The organism is Agrobacterium sp. 5Ca50 (assembly GCF_055381905.1).
Map to the genome: position 1 here is coordinate 594,198 of NZ_AP026440.1, position 14,660 is coordinate 608,857.

At 54.6% G+C, this 14,660-nt stretch carries 16 protein-coding genes; 7 read left to right on the forward strand and 9 right to left on the reverse strand.

What is annotated here, in order from left to right; genetic code table 11:
* Nucleotides 1-20 precede the first annotated feature (20 nt).
* Nucleotides 21-938, forward strand: a complete 918-nt coding sequence (locus ACZ5FM_RS24935; protein WP_464041552.1) for an XdhC family protein — start codon at nucleotides 21-23, stop codon at nucleotides 936-938.
* Complete coding sequence (locus ACZ5FM_RS24940; RefSeq protein ID WP_464041126.1) at nucleotides 935-1,561, forward strand: nucleotidyltransferase family protein; 627 nt, start codon at nucleotides 935-937, stop codon at nucleotides 1,559-1,561. The genes ACZ5FM_RS24935 and ACZ5FM_RS24940 overlap by 4 nt, the downstream gene beginning before the upstream one ends.
* A 54-nt stretch (nucleotides 1,562-1,615) precedes the next feature.
* Here ACZ5FM_RS24940 and ACZ5FM_RS24945 read toward each other — a convergent pair whose 3' ends face one another.
* The 3 genes from ACZ5FM_RS24945 to ACZ5FM_RS24955 form a co-directional block, all read right to left on the reverse strand.
* The gene (locus tag ACZ5FM_RS24945; RefSeq protein WP_312950949.1) at nucleotides 1,616-1,876 is read right to left on the reverse strand and encodes a DUF2188 domain-containing protein; all 261 of its coding nucleotides are present in this window, start codon (nucleotides 1,874-1,876) and stop codon (nucleotides 1,616-1,618) included.
* 148 nt (nucleotides 1,877-2,024) lie between these two features.
* Nucleotides 2,025-2,513 (reverse strand): cupin, encoded by a 489-nt coding sequence (locus tag ACZ5FM_RS24950; protein WP_464041127.1) that lies wholly within the window; start codon nucleotides 2,511-2,513, stop codon nucleotides 2,025-2,027.
* 198 nt (nucleotides 2,514-2,711) lie between these two features.
* Nucleotides 2,712-3,797: an alpha/beta hydrolase gene (locus ACZ5FM_RS24955; RefSeq protein WP_464041128.1), complete on the reverse strand. Its 1,086-nt coding sequence runs from the start codon at nucleotides 3,795-3,797 to the stop codon at nucleotides 2,712-2,714.
* A gap of 184 nt (nucleotides 3,798-3,981) precedes the next feature.
* Between ACZ5FM_RS24955 and ACZ5FM_RS24960 the strand changes: the two genes are divergently transcribed.
* Entirely contained in the window at nucleotides 3,982-4,452 is a 471-nt protein-coding gene (locus tag ACZ5FM_RS24960) for a BA14K family protein (protein WP_464041129.1), read from the forward strand.
* 56 nt (nucleotides 4,453-4,508) lie between these two features.
* On the opposite strand, the gene ACZ5FM_RS24965 is transcribed toward ACZ5FM_RS24960, so the two are convergent.
* The 3 genes from ACZ5FM_RS24965 to ACZ5FM_RS24975 form a co-directional block, all read right to left on the reverse strand.
* Nucleotides 4,509-5,171 (reverse strand): TetR/AcrR family transcriptional regulator, encoded by a 663-nt coding sequence (locus tag ACZ5FM_RS24965; RefSeq protein WP_464041130.1) that lies wholly within the window; start codon nucleotides 5,169-5,171, stop codon nucleotides 4,509-4,511.
* Nucleotides 5,172-5,289: 118 nt separating this feature from the next.
* The gene (locus tag ACZ5FM_RS24970) at nucleotides 5,290-5,613 is read right to left on the reverse strand and encodes a hypothetical protein (RefSeq protein WP_464041131.1); all 324 of its coding nucleotides are present in this window, start codon (nucleotides 5,611-5,613) and stop codon (nucleotides 5,290-5,292) included.
* Between the two features lie 89 nt (nucleotides 5,614-5,702).
* On the reverse strand, nucleotides 5,703-6,452 hold the full coding sequence (locus ACZ5FM_RS24975) for a hypothetical protein (RefSeq protein ID WP_464041132.1): 750 nt from the start codon (nucleotides 6,450-6,452) through the stop codon (nucleotides 5,703-5,705).
* A gap of 212 nt (nucleotides 6,453-6,664) precedes the next feature.
* On the opposite strand from ACZ5FM_RS24975, the gene ACZ5FM_RS24980 reads away from it, so the two are divergent.
* The 4 genes from ACZ5FM_RS24980 to ACZ5FM_RS24995 all read left to right on the forward strand — a co-directional run bounded on the left by ACZ5FM_RS24980 (nucleotide 6,665) and on the right by ACZ5FM_RS24995 (nucleotide 11,002).
* The gene (locus tag ACZ5FM_RS24980; RefSeq protein ID WP_464041133.1) at nucleotides 6,665-7,054 is read left to right on the forward strand and encodes a cupin domain-containing protein; all 390 of its coding nucleotides are present in this window, start codon (nucleotides 6,665-6,667) and stop codon (nucleotides 7,052-7,054) included.
* A gap of 145 nt (nucleotides 7,055-7,199) precedes the next feature.
* Nucleotides 7,200-9,269, forward strand: coding sequence for a glycogen debranching protein GlgX (glgX, locus tag ACZ5FM_RS24985; protein ID WP_464041134.1), 2,070 nt, complete (start codon nucleotides 7,200-7,202; stop codon nucleotides 9,267-9,269).
* 61 nt (nucleotides 9,270-9,330) lie between these two features.
* Nucleotides 9,331-9,891: a DNA-3-methyladenine glycosylase gene (locus ACZ5FM_RS24990; RefSeq protein ID WP_312950927.1), complete on the forward strand. Its 561-nt coding sequence runs from the start codon at nucleotides 9,331-9,333 to the stop codon at nucleotides 9,889-9,891.
* Nucleotides 9,892-10,312: 421 nt separating this feature from the next.
* A complete protein-coding gene (locus ACZ5FM_RS24995) occupies nucleotides 10,313-11,002 on the forward strand; it encodes a superoxide dismutase (protein ID WP_464041135.1) in 690 nt (229 codons plus the stop codon).
* 119 nt (nucleotides 11,003-11,121) lie between these two features.
* On the opposite strand, the gene ACZ5FM_RS25000 is transcribed toward ACZ5FM_RS24995, so the two are convergent.
* The 3 genes from ACZ5FM_RS25000 to coxB are packed head-to-tail and all read right to left on the reverse strand — an operon-like array spanning nucleotide 11,122 to nucleotide 14,653.
* On the reverse strand, nucleotides 11,122-11,445 hold the full coding sequence (locus ACZ5FM_RS25000) for a hypothetical protein (RefSeq protein ID WP_275643585.1): 324 nt from the start codon (nucleotides 11,443-11,445) through the stop codon (nucleotides 11,122-11,124).
* 2 nt (nucleotides 11,446-11,447) lie between these two features.
* Nucleotides 11,448-13,943, reverse strand: a complete 2,496-nt coding sequence (ctaD, locus tag ACZ5FM_RS25005; protein ID WP_464041553.1) for a cytochrome c oxidase subunit I — start codon at nucleotides 13,941-13,943, stop codon at nucleotides 11,448-11,450.
* Nucleotides 13,943-14,653: a cytochrome c oxidase subunit II gene (gene coxB, locus ACZ5FM_RS25010; protein ID WP_464041136.1), complete on the reverse strand. Its 711-nt coding sequence runs from the start codon at nucleotides 14,651-14,653 to the stop codon at nucleotides 13,943-13,945. Before coxB ends, ctaD begins: the two co-directional genes overlap by 1 nt.
* Between the last annotated feature and the right edge of the window lie 7 nt (nucleotides 14,654-14,660).

Consider the following 14,660-nt stretch of genomic DNA (forward strand, 5'->3'; position numbering starts at 1 on the left):
CGTCAAGTGTCGGAGGCAACATGTTGTGTGATGTCACATCAACGCCGAGAGTTATACCTGTTAGAGCTCGTGCCGGAGATGATCCTGCAGAGATTCTGCAGTTCGCTGTGGAAGCAATGCGGTGTGGCGGGGCGGCGCTTGCCACTCTTGTTGAAATCAGGGGAGGTGCAGCTCGCGCACTGGGTGCGCACGTCGCGGTTGCAGCCGACGGCAGATATTGCGGTTATGTCTCAGGGGGCTGCGTTGAAACCGCGGTTGCTGCAGAAGCTTTGGAAGCCATTGCTGAGGGTGTTGACCGCATCGTCAAATTTGGTGAAGGCTCGCCGTTTTTCGACATCGCTCTGCCCTGCGGCGGAGGCATTACGGTGGCCATCCATGTGCTGCGCGCCGTTGACCCTATTGCCGGAATACTTGCGGCAATTTCCAAACGGCAGTCGGCCGGACTTGTCCTGGACACTGAGGCCCAGCAGCTTACGCTCTCTGACAGAATACCTTCCAGATGCGGATGGCGAGGAGGCGAGTTTCTGACGGTTTATCGCCCGAGGACGCGTCTGGTCGTTTCAGGTCAGACCGGGGAGGTGGAGGTGGTCTGCCGCCTTGCAGAAGCTGCGGGTTATCAAGTCGTTTGCGGTGATCAGGAAGCGCAATTGAATATTGATCCGTTTACCGCGGTTGTTCTACTGCATCATGATCTCGATCGGGAAACGCACGTTCTGGATAAGGCGCTCTCATCGCCGGCGTTTTACATCGGGGCGCTCGGCAGTACGCGTACTCATCGCCTTCGTGTGGAAAGGTTGCGGTCCAATGGCGTCCCCGCAGAGAGTTTCAACAGGATCAAAGCACCTATCGGTATATTTGGGCCGACACGTGATGCCGTTTCGCTGGCCATTTCGATCTTGGCCGACGTCGCCGCAGCCCGGCTTGAGGCATTTGCATGACGTCGATGAGACTAGATGATATCAATGTCGCAGGACTACTTCTCGCTGCGGGACAATCAAGTCGCGTTGCAGGAGGCTTTCATAAATTGCTTTCTGAGTTTGATGGCATACCCCTTGTTCGGCGGTCTGCATCGACATTATTGGAGAGCAAACTGTCGCGTGTTGTTGCCGTTACCGGGCATCGGGGACATGAGGTGAAAGCGGCCCTTCGTGGACTCCCTGTCATCACCTTGAACAACCCCGATTTTGCGAAAGGCCTCGGAACATCGATCGCCAGCGGATTTCGGTATCAGGGTTTGTTCGACTGTGACGGTGTCCTCATTATGCTGGCGGATATGCCCATCATAGAGGCCAAGCACATCGACCAGTTGCTGCTAGCATTCACGTGGAGTGACGGCCAAGTCGTTGTGCGAGGAGCCCATGGCAGTATGCCCGGCCATCCGGTCATCATTCCAAGGACATTGTTCGGGGCCATGCAAACACTGGGGGACGAAGATGGGGGCAAAATGGCGATCAAAAGGAGTGGTTTAGATACCAGGCTGGTCGATATCGGATCCGCTGCAAGGTTTGACGTAGACACTGCTCAAGCTATCGTCTCGGCTGGCGGACTGCTACGTATGTAGCAGCCCTGTCGGCTGACCCATTTTAAAAGGGCTACTGTAAGAACCTGACGGCTTTCATTTGCTGCTCGCCTTAGTGTCATCGACGATCTCTGTGTCAGGCCTGTCGCCACCCGATGCATGTTCGGTCTTCCAGCTACCGTCAGAGAGCTGGAATGAAATCTCTGCATCGCTGCCTTCAAGCTGCTGTCGCTCGGCCGCAGATCTGGCAGCGGCCAGCGCATTATCGTGAGTTGGAAATGTTTCAGACCAGACATCGCCAGACCGGTATGCGTAACCGCCGTCATGCTCGTCGACGTGATAGGTAACAAGTGCCATTCAATACGCTCCTTTGCAATATTCCCCACTTATAATGCTCGCGCTAATGCTGTGGTTCCTGTTAAACGATAAAGTACGACAAGAAGGGCTGCGTTGGTTGGGGTGAAGCTAATGACGGGCGCGTTCTTGCCGACCAGATCCTGTCGTTCTAGCGCCAGTATTCCAGCACCCCACCGTTCGAACCGAACACAGGGTCTGTATCGGGAATTGGCAGTGTTGAAATTGTCGTTTGCATTGCCTGCGTAGGGGCGGCCGTTTGAATATCCGCGTACTGGTCCTTCGGATAAGCCCCAACAATCTCGAAGTCGGGTGATGCTCCCAAATTCCGATGACCGGTACCTGCTGGCAGAATGAGACAATCACCTTTCACGACATGGAAGACGTGACCACCAACGCCACCAATCAACAGCTTGGCGTCACCGCTGGCCACTCCAAGCACTTCATGAGCGCCAGAATGATAATGCTGGAAATCAAATACGCCGTCTCGCCATATTCCCGTCCAGCCATTGGCGGCGAAGGCCGTTTCGAAGTCCGACCAGTCTAACTCCTGCAACGCGGCTCGATAAAGTAAAACCGGGAGGTCTGGATTGTTCGGGACCCAGGCGCTTGATTGGAAAATTACGTGTTCAACGTTCATATGGCCCCGTTTGAGATAAAGTCGGCCGGAATTTTCACATTGTCAGCGGCTGGCTTGCTTCGGAAGCAGACATAACCCTCAGAAGATGTTTGCAGTTCCGTCACAAGATCGAAATGCGCCCTCGCAGGTTTGTAATTGTCCATACTTGCTGAGAGATCCAAGCAAAGCGAAGATTGCTCCCGCGATAATCGATCGATGTCATTGGCTGAGTAGCGCGCCGCCCAACCGGAACGGAGCAGAGACAACCGCACCCACTCCATTCAGGACAAGCGAGCCGGTACCTGCCACGGGATTGGCAATTCTTTCATTCCGCAATTGCGGGTAAGCTGCCGCCAGTGCTGCGAAACGGTCGTGGTTACTCCCATTGGCAGATGGAAGGCTTGAAATATCAATGATCTGAAGGTTTTCCCGTACGGCAAGAGCGCGAGTTCGTGGGTCATTTACATCAAGAGCACCGGCGTTGAATTCCGAGCCTGCGAGCCTGCGTGACAAATTAAGTGCGAGATCGTCCTTGGCCGCCAGAATGACGATCGGATTTTTCAGGCGGCCGGTCATGGCAAGTTGTTTGCTCAAAAGATCGACATCGATGTCTGGCGCCGCCAGTACAATTTGATCGATCTTACTGAGGCCACCCTTACGTCCTGTCAGGCTTAATTGCCTGACCGCCTCAACGGCAAGCCAGGCTCCCATGCTGTGGGCCAGCACGATGCTGCGAACATCTGCTCGGCCAAGATCGGTCAGTACGGATGCGAGATCATCTCGCGCAAATGCAGCAGAATCTCTGTCGGCGAGGTACCCGGTCGCTGATCCCTGCGACGGCCAGTCAAACAAAATCGGTACATCTGCGGCGGAAGAATCTGCGGCCATCTGCGCAAGCCGGAACAGAGCCTCCTGATAGCTGTAGTTATAGCCGTGCACAAATATTCCGGTTGGAGTTTCCTTGGCGCGTTGTTTCGCACGCGAGATGAACTCGGTCTTCGTAAGATTCCGGTGTGCGACGACTGCGAAAGATGTGCGGGGATCAGGCTTGGTGGTAGGCCATTCGATATTCGGCGGCTTGTGACCCGGCGGGATCGACACCGTTACTTCCAGATAGTGCAGCCGATCCGACCTGCCGGAGGTAAAAGACTGGAAGTCATCTTTGGCGGGAACGCGATTTGAAGCCACGAGGATCGATACGGTCTTCGCATCTTGGAGTGGTGCCACGAGGGCGAGGGTGGCTGGCCCAGGACGCGCGCATGCACTGAGGAAGAGAACGCAGGACAGGACCACGATACGGAACACGAAAAAACCTCTGACTGAAACTGCCTGATATCTATCTCGAATTCTTGAAAAAAGAACCCCCGTTGCGATCGGCAAAAATACGGTGCTCACCGTAACGTGACGTAAAAAGGTACTGATGAGTTTATATTGTCGGGAACAATATTTATCCATCGATAGTTAGGGACATGGAAATCAGGAGAACGAGATGCTTTTCAAGAAGACTTTGATCGCAGCATTGTCCGCTGTCACCGTGATGACATCTGTCATTCCCGCATCCGCAGTACCAATGACTGTAATGAAGCCGACAATCTCAGACCAAAAAGACGTTGAGACTGTTCAGTACCGGCGCGACCATCGTCATTTTCGGCGAGACCACCGAGATTTCCGGCGCCATGATCGTCACGATCGTAGAGGCTGGTATGGTGGTCACCGCGGCCACCGCGAGTATCGCCACGGGTATCGTCGTCATTCCGATGGCTGGTGGTATCCGCTGGCCGCGTTCGGAGCAGGTGCGGTGATCGGTGGTGCAATCAGTAACTCGCGGCCATCAGCTTCTGGTGTAAATCCACGTCATTATCAGTGGTGCTCTGCGCGCTACCGCACATATCGCGCGTACGACAACACATACGTACCGCGGGTTGGCGTCCGTGCAACGTGCCAGTCGCCCTATTATTGATGACGTTGATTACCAATAGTGAAGATTATCACCTCGGCCTGCAAAGGCCGGGGTTTTTAAGGATAGGTGTAGCCGCACCCTCGCAAGAAAAAGTCTACAGATGCTCGTGCACTTGCGAGCACCTCTTCGGTGACATCTGTGTCGCCAGCAATGACGCGACGCGTCAGTGGCCAATAGAGGAGAGATGAAAACTGCTCAGCAAGGAAGCTATGATCTCCCTCAATTCCACCTTCGGCGAGTAAATTCATGATCCGCCTCTGAGCGGGTTTACGCCCTGCCTCCTCGACGATCCGGACCAACTCGGGAAACATGTTGGCTTCCCGATGCACGAGAAAGTACAGTGCCCTTACATCGTTCTGCAAAAAGCCTTCAACCGATTTTTCAGCCATGTTCATCAGCCGGTCTCGCAGCGTCGTTCCAGATAGAACATACGGATCTGCAATAGCCTGTTTTTCTCCGATGAAACGTCGGACCACGGCATCAAACAGTTCAGCCTTGGTCGCGAATTTGGAGTACACAGTTCTCTTTGAACTCTTCGCAAGCGCCGCCACCTGGTCTATGCTTGTGCGCTCATATCCATTCTTGAAAAATAATGTCAGGGCTGCGGTAACGATGTCCTGAACCACCGCCATCTCACTACCTTTGACAGGTCGACCACGAGGTCGGCAAGAAGGGGCACTCTTTATGGGCGTTTTTGCGATGGCTTTCGTCGTAATCATATCTGCCGCCCCTATTTCTCCACCTTGGCGGGAGACATCAATGATAGCAATATTATCCGTCTATGATGCGTAAATTCGTCACGAGGTTGCTGTGCCCGGTTCGTATGCAAAGCGGAGATTACAGATATCCAACGTGCTCACCATCCGGGACATCGTCATCCCAATTTCCGGTTCCAATTCGGGGGCTTTCGCCTGAAAACAGTTTATCGTCGTTGGAGTTTTCGCCGTCGGCTGAATTCTGACTAGCGTCGTTTTCCCCACCGGGTGAGCGATCATCATCAGTGTCTGCAAGCACGGACCGCTTGTGCAGATTTTCGTTGATTGTCGACTGGCGTTTGGCGAACCACGTATTGTCCGGCTCTGACGTGATCGACATGCTCTCGCCGACCCGTGTTGCCGTTGATCGCTCTGTGCCTCGTGTGGCCTCGACTTTCTCAATCATCCTCACCTCACCAGTCAAAAATTCGGTCGGGTTGTTTACCAGCGGACAATGTCGGGCGCCCACTGACGGGATGGACGCCCGATATTATGTCATCGATCACGGTTGAGGATTTGATCCTGCCGCAGTCCGTCAATGTCCTGAGACTGACGCATCTCCCTCTTGGCCGTGTCGTTCGCTTCATCTACCGAAAGCTGATGGCCAGTCGGTAGGATATCGTCTCTAAGATCCTCCGGGATATCCGACATATCTACATCGTAAGACCGGACCCGCCCCGAGCGGGGCTCTGCTGTGCGCGTGAGCCGCCCGACGCCAGCATTGCCTGATGGATTTCCGGCAAAAATATCATCCGTCGCGCCGGCGGCTTGTTGACGTCGGTCCGCGTCAGCGACAGCGGAAACAGGGTCCGTTTGCACATGTCTGAATTCTGAGATTGCCTTGTCAGTATCCCAGCCCTCACGCCGCCATAGATCGGCCCGGTCATCGATGTCGATCGTGCCGTCATCATCAAGGATGTCATGGGCGGTGTCGTATCTTTTGCGATCGACATCGACCGAAACAAGGAAACCGCCTCGTTTCAATCCTTCAGCATAAGTCGCCCGGTCATCGTCCGGAAAAAACCAGTCCTCTAGCTTAGCCCAAAAGCCACTTTGATCGAGCGTCGTTGCAGCGCCTTCGCTGGCTTCATATCCGGGCAGTAGCCGCACTTCGTCAATTCCAGCCGCCTTCAGTCGCTTTACGGCACTGTCGGCATCGGCGCGACTATCGAATAGGGCGGTCAAATTGCTCGTGGTAGCTGCATCTCCCGATCGAGGCGCATCGTTGTTATAGCTGATACTCATGGGGCATTCCTCCTGTTGTAAACAACAAACCGGATGCGAGGCATTCTGTTCCGTCGGATACAGTCGTTCTTTGGGGAATGGTGTCGTGCCAACGCACCCCTCCACTCACGTTTGACCTTCGACATAGTTGAGCGTTTGGTCGCGATGATCAATTCACTTCGCTGTTGGCGAAATTCCGCTTAGGATGGCATCCAGTGCGGAGGACGGTTGCGATGGCACGCAAGGATTTTGATCCCGGTACAGTCAGACAAGATGGTCGGCCAGCTGCGAAAGCGACGCTTTTCAGTCTCGAAACAGATGGCCCATGGCGTGGCTCGCTACCTGGAGAAATGCTGGGCTCAGCGGTTACCGTTTTGGCCTATGGTAACGACACGCCGGGGGAAGGTCCGCGCCTTCACGTTCACCCCTATGATGAAACCTTCGTCATTGTCGCCGGTCGAGCCCGCTTTTTTGTCGGAGATCAGGTCATCGAGGCCGAAGCCGGACAGGCAGTTCTGGGACCCGCAGGCGTACCGCATCGTTTTATCAATCTCGGGCCTGGTCGATTGCAGACGATCGACATTCACCATTCGCCGCGCTGGATTCAGACCGACCTGGAGTGAGAACCGCTGTCGCGTTTGCATCGCGGGAACCATTTTCGCCTGATGTGGTTATGCCAACCGTGAACCGCTCCTTTCGGTTCATCGCAGGCTGATCAGCTTCGCGTGTCTTCATCTCTTTCTTGTTGGATCTACGCGAGGTCGATCGATGCCGAAAAACAATGCCCGTATAACGGCGGGAGACTACACATCCTTAGGTGCAACGCTCAATGATGACGGCGTGAATTTCGCAATTTTCAGCGCCCATGCGGAACGGGTCGAGCTTTGCCTTTTCAGTGAGGATGGAAAAAGTGAAATCGAACGCATTGAGCTTCCAGAATACACCAACGAGGTCTGGCACGGTTTTGTCCCCGCTCTAAAGGCGGGCACCCTTTATGGATACCGCGTCCATGGCCCCTATGATCCCGCAAAAGGTCACCGCTTCAACGCCAACAAACTGCTCGTTGACCCCTATGCACGCGAAATTGTTGGCGACATCGAGTGGGGCCAACCGCATTTTGGCTATGGTCTCGACAGTGAAGACAAGGATCTGTCATTCGATGAAACGGACAGCGCGCCCGTTATGCCGAAGGCGCGGATCATCGATCCCAGGGACTATGATTGGGCGGGTGATATCAAGCCCGGAATATCATGGTCCAAGACCATATTTTATGAGACCCATGTCAAAGGGTTCACGCAGCTTTTCTCTGCGTTGCCGGAGGAGGTGAGAGGCACTTTCGAGGGCCTCGGTCACCGACAGATTGTGGATTATTTCAAAAGTCTTGGCATCAGCTCTGTCGAGTTGCTGCCCATCCACTGGTTTCCAGATGATGCCCACCTGCTCGACAATGGGCTTAAAAACTTCTGGGGCTACAACACGCTTGGATTTTTTGCCGCCGCACCCCGCTATTACGGGCCGCGCGGCCTTGCGGGCTTCCGCGATATGGTACGCGCCTTCCATGACGCAGGGATCGAGGTCATCCTCGATGTCGTTTACAACCACACAGCCGAGGGTAACGAGCTCGGGCCGACGCTTTCATTCAAAGGCATCGACAATTTTTCCTATTATCGCACGATGCCCGATGAGGCGCGGTATTACATCAATGATACCGGGACCGGAAACACGGTAAACACCTCGCATCCGCGCGTCTTGCAGCTGATCACGGACTCGCTGCGTTATTGGGCGGAGGAGATGCATGTCGACGGTTTCCGCTTCGATCTTGGGACCGTTCTGGGACGTGAACCGGAGGGTTTTGATCAGCGCGGCGGATTTTTCGATGCGGTCGGGCAGGACCCCGTGCTTTCCCGTCTGAAACTGGTCGGAGAGCCGTGGGATATTGGCCCAGGGGGCTACCAGGTTGGTGGTTTTCCACCGGGATGGGCGGAATGGAATGACAAATACCGGGACACTGTGCGCGAATACTGGAAAAACGAAGATGGCACCGCCCCGGAATTCGCGTCACGACTTTTGGGTTCAGCCGACATTTACGACCAGCGCGGCCGGCGTCCTTGGGCCAGCGTCAATTTTGTGACGGCCCATGATGGTTTTACGCTACACGACCTCGTTTCATATAATGGCAAGCACAATGAAGCCAATGGAGAGGACAACAAGGACGGCCACGACCATAACCGCAGCTTCAACTACGGCGCGGAAGGCCCCACCGATAATCAGGATATCATTGCGGTACGCGAAAGACAGAAGCGCAATTTCCTCCTGACGCTCCTTTTCTCTCACGGCACGCCCATGCTGCTGGCAGGCGACGAGTTCGGCCGCAGCCAGATGGGTAACAACAACGGATATTGCCAGGATAACGAATTGAGCTGGGTGCATTGGGACAACCTCCCTGAAAGCACGCATGGTTTGCGCGAGTTCACTAGGGAGGTCATTTCGCTGCGGCAAAATCACTCCATCCTCCGGCGCGACAGCTGGCACGACGGAACAGTCGTGACGTGGTATAATCCCGATGGAAGTGAGCGTGGTGGCGAACAATGGGCAGATGCGAGAAGCAGGACCATGGCGCTGCGTTTATCCCGAGATGACAGTGACGAAGAGGGCTGGAAAGACGTTCTGATATTGTTCAATCCTCACGATGCCTCTGTGCCCTTCGTTCTTCCTCAAGCGAACGGGAAATGGACGGCGGTGCTCACGACGACCGATCCAGATGTCAAGGAACAGCAGCTAGACGCCAATGAGTATGTGGTGGCCGATCGCAGTGTGGTTTTGTTGCGATCAGACTGAGGCATGAAATGTGTAGGGGATCACATGCTTGCTTGAGGCAAACCGGGCGAGGGTAACGTCGATGTCACACCAACAGTTTTTTGCCAGACACGCTGCTGATGTCGCGAGAGATCTTGTTGGTGCGACCTTCACCGTCGACAATGTTGGCGGCGTCATCGTCGAGACAGAAGCCTATACGGCCGATGACGAGGCCTCTCATAGCTTCAGAGGTAAAACGCCAGGCAACAGCGTCATGTTTGGCAAGCCAGGGGATGTTTATGTCTATCGTTCCTATGGCCTTCATTGGTGTCTCAATTTCGTGTGTCTACCTGCAAGTGCCGTCCTGATCCGGGCAATTGCACCCGAGCACGGACTGGCCCAGATGTATGCGCGCAGGAAAATGCATAATGATACACTACTGTGTGCCGGGCCGGGCAGACTGTGCCAGGCACTGGACATCACCGGCAAGTTCAATGGCCTGTCCCTCGAGTTGCCGATTTTTTCGCTGACGATCCCTGTGTCGCACTCGCCGCTGCAATGCGGGCCGCGGATAGGTATTTCAAAGGCAAAAGATGTGCCCTGGCGGTTTGGACTGAGCGGATCCAACTATCTCAGCAAGTCTTTCCCGCCATTCACGGTTTAAACCAGCCAAGCTCGTTTCGCTCGGCATCAATGCCGCAGGCTGCCATATCCTCCCGAGTGGTAAAACGTGGGTGCTAGGGGCCGATCAAGAAATACTTCAGGCCAGAGCTTTTCCGAAAAGGTTGACTTGCTACGCGATCCAACATGCCACCATCCATTTGTCACTATTCAAAGGTCGTACTCATCACCGATGCTGGAATGACTGGATTAGAGCGCGAGCTTACGCATGGGGGAACTCGATGGGCAAAAGCACGGCAAAGATGTTCAGCACTGGCAACAGGCGCCAGCAGAATATGAACGCCCGATCAAAACACGTCGGGGCATGCTCAGCAGCATTTTTCGGTGAGACAAAAAGAATTGGCGAACTTTTGATCCTCAAAATGGTTAGCCCTACTTGTAGAACCGGACGAGGAGACAGATCCATGCATATGACGAGACGCGACCTAATGGTCGTCACAAGTGCAGCTGCGGCTGCGGGCATCTTGAGCAGTCCACATGTGGCTTCTGCCGCGGCACCGTTTGAGCTTCCTGCCCTTCCGTTCAAGGAGGATGCGCTTGCCCCGCATATCTCGGCCAAAACCGTCGCCCTGCATTACGGAAAACATCACAAGGGATATTTTGACAAGCTGAACCCCTTGGTGAAAGGCACGCCCTACGCGGATATGGAGCTGGAAGGCATCGTTGTTGCTTCCGCCAAGAACAAGGACACTAAGGTTTTCAACAACGCTGCACAGGCCTGGAACCACGTTGTATATTGGCAGCAGTTCACACCGGGTGGCCCCAACAGGCCCGATGGTAAACTTGCAGAAGAGCTGACCTCGACGTTCGGCGATTATGAAGCTTTTATCGACAAGGCCGTGGCGGCCTCCGACGAGGTATTTGGCACCGGCTGGGTGTGGTTGACACGAGACGATGGCAACAAACTGGCACTTGTCGGGTATGAAGACGGCAACAATCCTGTGGCAGTCGGACGCCCGGCCTATCTCGGCATCGATATCTGGGAGCACGCCTATTACGTTGATTATGAAAATCGAAAACCAGAACACATCAAAGCTGTGCTGACCAATCTGATCAATTGGAAAATTGTCGCTGATCGGGTCAATGCTGCCTAGTCGCAAAAGGCATTGTTGAGTATGCCCTCGGTGCCGCCGAGGGCATTATCGTAAGCGGCTTTGAAGGGCTCATGTCTAAAGCGTATTTACGGTCTTCTGCGCCACGCGGCCGTCATCTCTCAGCACAGTTGCAGCCAGAATATCCCCGGGAACACAAGCACTGTCGATGCCATTCCGGCGATGGCACAATACCGTCCTATACGGTTGATGCCGCCGCTTGCCGCTTCGCTTTTGATCACCGCGAAATAGGCATAGGCCGACACGATCAAGGCCAGACCCAGCACGGCGACGATGAGGACGCGCAACTGGCTGATGTCTCCCCACAGGACGAGATCCCAACCGGCGCGGCAACCAACGGATTGCACTGCATAAAACAGGCTGAAGAACATGGCCCAAAGCAGGAGAGGTCCGATCAATATCATCATGATTCGATAACGCGTCATCGTCAGTTCCCCTTCAGCGCGACCGTGAAAATGAAGGGGTATGAGGCTGCAACGACAGTGACTACCAGACAGTAACCGTGCCAGAGGCGTGCAATCAGCAGGTCATTTTGGCGGACTGACGAAATGTAGCCGCTATACAGTCTGAAGCCGCAAAAGGCGGAAAACACTGCCCCCAGCATGAGATGAATTGTCAAATAGGTGAAAACGGCGAACTTCACCGCCTCAAGCGCGTGCGAGGTTGCCAATGTCTGTTGAAGCAACTCATTCAACGTCAGAGCCGACGAGATCAGATAACCGACAAAAGCGACTGCCAGAAACGCGTAATTCCATGTTTTGCGATATCCGGCCAGTATTCCGCATAGGCCCGCGGCCATGGCGGTGGCCGTGATCCAGATAATGTTGTTGTCGGACGTGATCGCGCTTGTCGCCGGTGCTGCGGAAACCCAGAGGAAAAGACCGCCAAACAGCAGGGACGAAAACAAGGTGGAGTTGGCGACCAGTGTTAGGCGCATTGCAAGTATGCTGGGCGCATCCCGGCTCTCGAAGTTCAAGGGAAGCGTGCTTTCAGGTGACGCAGACACAGGGCCGCGATCCTGGCGCGCATCGCCATTTCTCGTCCACAGCAGAAAGATGCCGAGCGTGGCGAGCAGAAACACGACCGCGAGACCGTATAATTTGAGCAGGAGACATAGGAAAAATCCGCCGGTCGCAATAGCTGTCAGTAGCGGCAGGTAGGTTTGTCTGGGCAAGATGATGATTTGATTGGCCTCTCCGGATACCGCGTCGACCCCGATGGATTCCATCCAGCCGTTGCGTGCAAAGCCGAGGTAGCCCTTTCCCGCTGCTAGCTCTGCCCCCAACTGATCGATTGGCAAATCGTCCGCTCTCTTTGAAACATGCGGGATCGATGCAAAACTGTAGGACGCTGGCGGCGTAGGCATTGCCCATTCAAGTGTTCCGGCCTTCCACGGGTTTCTCCTGAAGGGTTTGCCGTAGAGGAAGATCAGCACGATATCCAGGGCGGCGAGAACAAAGCCCATCGCCATGACGAAACTGCCAAAGGATGACAACAGGTTCAGCCACTCCCATGGTGACGCGTCGGGATAGGTAGAAATCCTGCGCGGCATCCCCAGCAGACCAGTCAGGTGCATCATGAAAAATGTCAGGTTGAAACCAGAAAATATCATCCAGAATGCCGCACGCGAGAGGTGCTGAACGGGTTGGCGACCACTCATGTGGGGCACCCAGTAATAAAGGCCTGCAAGCATGGGAAACAGGAATCCGCCAACCAGCACATAATGCAGGTGAGCGACGACAAAGTGGGTATCATGGGCTTGTTGATCGAACGGCACCATTGCCAGCATGACGCCGGTCAAACCGCCGATGATAAAGACGAAAAAGAACCCGAAGACGTGAAGCATCGGGACGTTGAGTTGAGGGCGCCCCTGGGCAAGTGTCGCCAGCCAGCTGAAAATCTGAATGGCCGTCGGTATGGTAACCAAAGCGCTGGCGGCAGAAAAAAACGAGAGGGCAACGTGCGGAATGCCCACTGTGTACATATGATGTACCCACAGGCCGAACGAAAGAAACGCCATGGCAATCAGAGATGCAACAATCAGGTGGTAGCCCGTTAATGTCGTGCGCGCCAGAACCGGTATAATCGTTGATAGCGCGCCGGCTGCCGGAAGGAATATGATATAGACCTCGGGGTGCCCGAACAGCCAGAACAGATGCTGCCATAACAACGGGTCACCACCCCTGTCTGGATCGAAAAATGGCAGATCAAATGCCCGCTCTGCCTCAAGCAGGATTGAGCCGAGGATAAGTGGCGGAAAACCAACCAGCATCATGCCGCCAACGACCAGCATATACCATGCAAAGATTGGCATTCGAACCAGCGACATACCAGGCGCGCGCATGCGCAGGATGGTCACGACGATTTCGATAGCGGCGCTGATTGCCGAGATTTCAACGAAGGTGATGCCCAGTAACCATATGTCGGCGTTGATGCCAGGACTAAACTTTGACGACGATAGGGGTGTGTACATGAACCAACCGCCCGATGGCGCCACACCACCAAGCAAGGCAATAACAAGCATCGAACCGCCAAACAGGTAACACCAGTAGCCATAGGCTGACAGGCGGGGAAATGCGAGGTCTCGCGCGCCAAGCATCTTGGGCAAAAGATAGATCGCCAGACCTTCGAAAAATGGTATGGCAAACAGAAACATCATGATAGTGCCGTGCATGGTGAACACTTGTGCATATTGGCCAGCGTCCATGAAGGCGCTTGCAGAGGTTGCAAGCTGTGTGCGGATAAGCATGCCGAGAAAGCCCCCAATGGCGAAAAAAGCCAGGGCCGTTACCATGAACCGTTTGCCTATGACGTTGTGATTGACCGCTGAAAGGCGGCGCAGACCAGTTCCCGTTTCCCAGATGTGTTCCAGCTGGCGGTGCAGTGCCAAAGATGATGTTCGTCGGGTTTCTGTTCGATCCATCACTGGCGCAAATTCCTTAGCAGTTCTTCGAAATCATTCGGGCTGTGCGTGTTGACGCGGAAGCTCATCTGGTCGTGGCCTATTCCGCAATATTCTGAGCAGATACCGCCAAACGTACCCTCGACATCTGCCTTCAGGACGATGCTGTTGACCTGTCCGGGGATGGAATCGATCTTGCCGCCTAGCCTTGGCACCCAGAAACTATGGATGACGTCGATGCTGGTCGTGTCGATCTGGACTGTTTGTCCGACCGGCATATGAAGCACGTCACGGCTGTGCACCTGGTCTCCATCGATGGTGTAAGTAAACTCCCAGCTCCACATGCGCGATGTCGCCGTTATCGTGACGTCGGGTTTTGGTGTGTTGGCCCCAAAAAGCGTTTCGCCCTGAAAAAATGCAAAGATCAGAAGCGCGATAAGGATCGGAACAGGCATGCCGATGCCGCCAATTCCGATCCAGTGTTTTGCGCTGATGTGGCGTACCTTGTCCGTGCGCAACATCACCATCGCGAACAGAGCCATGAGCAGAACAAAAATAACCGTGGCCCCACCGAACATGACCCACCAGAGATCGGCGACCATGCTTGCGGAAGGTCCAGCAGGGTCGAGTGTCGACAGATCACTGCGGCAGCTGGATAACAGGGATGTGGCGAAGCCTGCAACCAAGAGATGCTGGAACCTGATCAGTGCTTCGCGTGTTGGTCTGAACACAGGAGAG

Bases quoted from the DNA above. Each gene is read 5' to 3' on its own strand.
- ACZ5FM_RS24935 (WP_464041552.1), top strand. From the start codon at position 21: ATGTTGTGTGATGTCACATCAACGCCGAGAGTTATACCTGTTAGAGCT.
- ACZ5FM_RS24940 (WP_464041126.1), top strand. From the start codon at position 935: ATGACGTCGATGAGACTAGATGATATCAATGTCGCAGGACTACTTCTC.
- ACZ5FM_RS24945 (WP_312950949.1), bottom strand. From the start codon at position 1,876: ATGGCACTTGTTACCTATCACGTCGACGAGCATGACGGCGGTTACGCA.
- ACZ5FM_RS24950 (WP_464041127.1), bottom strand. From the start codon at position 2,513: ATGAACGTTGAACACGTAATTTTCCAATCAAGCGCCTGGGTCCCGAAC.
- ACZ5FM_RS24960 (WP_464041129.1), top strand. From the start codon at position 3,982: ATGCTTTTCAAGAAGACTTTGATCGCAGCATTGTCCGCTGTCACCGTG.
- ACZ5FM_RS24965 (WP_464041130.1), bottom strand. From the start codon at position 5,171: ATGATTACGACGAAAGCCATCGCAAAAACGCCCATAAAGAGTGCCCCT.
- ACZ5FM_RS24970 (WP_464041131.1), bottom strand. From the start codon at position 5,613: ATGATTGAGAAAGTCGAGGCCACACGAGGCACAGAGCGATCAACGGCA.
- ACZ5FM_RS24975 (WP_464041132.1), bottom strand. From the start codon at position 6,452: ATGAGTATCAGCTATAACAACGATGCGCCTCGATCGGGAGATGCAGCT.
- ACZ5FM_RS24980 (WP_464041133.1), top strand. From the start codon at position 6,665: ATGGCACGCAAGGATTTTGATCCCGGTACAGTCAGACAAGATGGTCGG.
- glgX (WP_464041134.1), top strand. From the start codon at position 7,200: ATGCCGAAAAACAATGCCCGTATAACGGCGGGAGACTACACATCCTTA.
- ACZ5FM_RS24990 (WP_312950927.1), top strand. From the start codon at position 9,331: ATGTCACACCAACAGTTTTTTGCCAGACACGCTGCTGATGTCGCGAGA.
- ACZ5FM_RS24995 (WP_464041135.1), top strand. From the start codon at position 10,313: ATGCATATGACGAGACGCGACCTAATGGTCGTCACAAGTGCAGCTGCG.
- ACZ5FM_RS25000 (WP_275643585.1), bottom strand. From the start codon at position 11,445: ATGACGCGTTATCGAATCATGATGATATTGATCGGACCTCTCCTGCTT.
- ctaD (WP_464041553.1), bottom strand. From the start codon at position 13,943: ATGGATCGAACAGAAACCCGACGAACATCATCTTTGGCACTGCACCGC.